Origin of the sequence: Aeromonas sp. HMWF017 (assembly GCF_003061465.1) — a bacterium.
Lineage (GTDB): Bacteria > Pseudomonadota > Gammaproteobacteria > Enterobacterales > Aeromonadaceae > Aeromonas > Aeromonas veronii.
The window spans coordinates 13034-16461 of the sequence record NZ_QAJD01000139.1 but is presented as its reverse complement, the minus strand read 5'-3'; the positions used below and the strand labels follow the sequence as shown (position 1 = coordinate 16461).

1 protein-coding gene and 1 pseudogene are annotated in these 3428 nt (G+C 65.9%); both read right to left on the bottom strand.

Features of this window, described 5'->3' with window-relative positions:
* The coding region (gene recB, locus DBR30_RS14275; protein WP_258224437.1) for an exodeoxyribonuclease V subunit beta at window positions 1-2726 on the bottom strand (2726 nt) is incomplete at its 3' end.
* Window positions 2726-3428: pseudogene (locus tag DBR30_RS22225) on the bottom strand (exodeoxyribonuclease V subunit gamma); the annotation flags it as partial. The gene recB and the pseudogene DBR30_RS22225, both read right to left, overlap by 1 nt.

Sequence of the window (3428 nt, the reverse complement as noted above, 5' to 3'; positions counted from 1 at the left end):
GAGTAGGAGCTGATCCACCAGTCCCGCTCAAGGGAGCCGCTAAAGTGGCGCACCTGCGGCTCGCCCAACTGCTCCTCCTCTGGCGGCAGCGGGGCCGGACGGGTGAGCGAGGGCTCACCGACGGCCACTCCGGGCAGCGCCTGCGCCAGCTCGGTCAGCGCGGTCGCCAGCGTCTGTGCATCCCCCTCTTCCCCCTTTTGCAGCAGGTAGCCAATGGCGGTGTGGTGCAGGTCGGTCTTCTCCGACTTGCCAGCCCCCGCCCGTACCGGCGCCAACCCCAGCCAGGTGGCGTAGACCCCCCGGGTCAGTGCCACATAGAGCAGCCGCAAATCTTCCGCAAGGCGCTCCCTGTCCGCTTCGGCGAGCGACGAGTCGGCGCCGGAGAGATCGAGAATGGTGCGATTGCCCGCCTCGTCCGCCTCGTGATAGAGCGGGGTCTCGGCGGTTCTGTGGCTGCAGATAAAGGGCAGGAACACCAGCGGATACTCCAGCCCCTTCGATTTGTGGATGGTGACGATCTGCACCAGCTTGCGCTCGGATTCGAGGCGCAGTACCTGCTCCGCATCCTGCCCGTTGGGGCGGCTCACCGCCTCCCCCAGCCAGCGCAGCAGGGCGTACTCCCCGTCCAGCTCGCTGCTCACCTGTTGCAGCAACTCGCCGAGATGGAGGAAGTTGGTCAGCCGCCGCTCGCCGTAGGGGCTCGCCAAAAGCGAAGAGGCGAGATTGCGCCGGTGCAGCAGGGCCCGCAGCATCGCCAGCACGCCGCGGCGGTGCCAGATCTTGCGGTACTCCATAAACTCCTGCACCGCGCTCTCCCACGCCCGCTCGTCGCTGGCCAGCCCATCGAGCGCCTTGGCATCCAGATCAAACAGGCCGGTGGCCAGCGCCGCCCGCAGGCTGCGCTCTTCGCTCGGGTTCTGACAGGCGTGCAAAATCAGCAGGATCTCCCGCCCCTCCACCTGCTCCAGCACGCTCTCGCGGTTCGACAGATAGACGGAGGCGATGGCGAGGCGCGCCAGCTCCTGCTGCACCAGCTTGCCCTCGGCGCCGGTGCGCACCAGCACGGCGATATCTCCGGCCTTGACCGCCTTGTCACCTATCAGCGCCTTGCCCTCGCGGGCCAACGTCAGCAGGCGGTGGATCTCGGCGGCGGTGGCGCGGGCCATCTTGCTCTGGTAATCCCCCCGGTTGAAGGTGGGCTGGCCGGTCAGCTGCCAACAGTGGAGCACTGGGGCGGTGGCACCATCGAGCAGCAGCGCCTTGCTCTTGCCCTGCGCCTCCACCGGCAGGAAGGGGATATCCGCTTCGTAGATAAAGGGATCCTTGGCCCGCTCGAACAGGCCGTTGACCGCCCCCACCAGCGCACTGCTGGAGCGCCAGTTGCGCCCGAGGGTGTAGTGGGCGCTCACATTTCGCCGCGCCTGAATGTAGGTAAAGATGTCGGCGCCGCGAAAGCCGTAGATGGCCTGCTTGGGGTCACCGATCATCAGCAGCGCCGTGTCTGTGTGGCCACCGTAGAGGCGATGGAAGATGCGGTACTGCTGGGGATCGGTATCCTGAAATTCGTCGATCATCGCCACCCGATAGGTGGCGCGAATGCGCTCGCAGAGCCGCTCACCAAGGCTTGAGCCAAGCGCCCCGTCGAGGTCTTTGAGCAGGTCATCGAACGAGAGCTGATGGGCTTGGCGCTTGCTGGCCTGCATCCGGCTGCGCACCACCTTGGCCGCCCGTTGCAGGATCAGATCGCGAATACCGGGGCGGCTCGCCAGCAGCTGGTCGATCTGGCTGAAAAGCGGCAGGGTCGGCACGGCGCCCCCCTTCTTGAGGTTCTCCTCCAGCACCGTCTGGCCAAAGCGCTCCAGCTCCTTGGGGATGGCGTAGCCACTGCTCTCGTCCTGTGCCCAGTCGCTTATCTTGGCAAGCCACCCTTCGTAGTTCTTGCCGGTGTAGCGGCTGATCTGGCCGTCGGTCTGGCGGCGGATCTCGTCCGTCTGCGCCAGCCATTCGCGCTTCACCGCCGCGATGCGATTCATGGCCGCCTGATGGCGAGCGGCGAGGGTCTCGTCCCCCAGTGCGGGGTGGATCTCCAGCTCGCTGTTGTCGAGCCAGCTGCCCATCTCCCGCAGCAGGGCGGCGGGGCTCGGCCAGAGCGCACGCACGGCGCTGGCGAGGGTTTTATCCACCGGATAGAACTCGGCGCGCCAGTAGTCGCTCACCGCCTGCAGCCTGAGCTGGCTGTCGTCGGTGAGAAATTCGGTTTCAAAGAGGGCGCCCGACTCGAAAGCGTTCTGTTTCAGCATCCGCTGGCAGAAGCCGTGGATCGTAAAGACCGCCGCCTCGTCCATCTGCCGCTCGGCAGCCAGCAGGCGGCGGGCCGCCAATTCGTGATCCTCCACCTCGGCCAGCAATTGGGCCAGCAGGGTGTCACTGCTATGGCCGCGCATAAAGGCGAGGCGCGCCTCGTGGATGCGACCGCGGATCCGCCCGCGCAGCTCGGCGGTGGCCGCTTCGGTAAAGGTCACCACCAGAATTTCGGTCACCGAGAGCGGCCGTTCATGGGCGCTCGGCTGACCGGCATCGGCACCCTCCTCAATGAGCGGGCCGTGGCCCAGCAGCAGACGCAGGTAGAGACCGGCGATGGTGTAGGTCTTGCCGGTACCAGCGGAGGCTTCGATCAGTCGTTCACCATGGAGGGGAAAACGCAATGTATTGAGCGGGTTAGCCATTATTTCAGCTCCTCCAGGGTCTTGAGCAGCGGGGTCAGGTGCTCGCGGGCCAGCGCCTGCAACTGACCAAGCACCTCGTCATCGAGTTCGGGGAAGCAGCGGGCGACGTAAACGTCTTGCCCCTCCCCATTGATCATCCAGCCGCCGTTGAAACGGGTGAGGGCCGCCTTGTCGGCCGCCTCCGGCTTGTCGGGATCCTTCTCGATCGCCTTGAGCCAATCCCAGGCGGTGTTGGGGAAGAACGGCAGCGGCCGCTTCATCCCCTGTGCCCAGCACGCCACCAGCGCCGCCAGCTTGGGCCGCGCCTCGTCGGCAGCGAGCGCAGGCAGTCGCAGACTCTGTTTGGCATCGAACAGCAGGGTGTCGCCGGGGGCGCCGCTCAATGAGAGGCAGAGGTGCTGGATCCAGCCCAGCAGCAGAACCTTGCCGTTGAAGCTGCCGGGTTTGACCACCAGCAAGCGCCCCTTCTGGGTGTCGATCCACCCTTGCAGCTGGCCCTGAGTGAGGGAGATATCGATCTCCACCGCCTGCTTTTCTGACTCATTGGCCGCAACCCATGGCCGCAGCCGATCCGCCAGCTTGCCCATCTCGGCATCCAGATCGTCCAGCAGCAGGCTGCCGAACCACCCTTGTGGCAGCAGGCCGGTGAGCTGCAACCGCTCGCGACGCTCGGTACTTTCACCTTCCGCCAGATGGGCATCG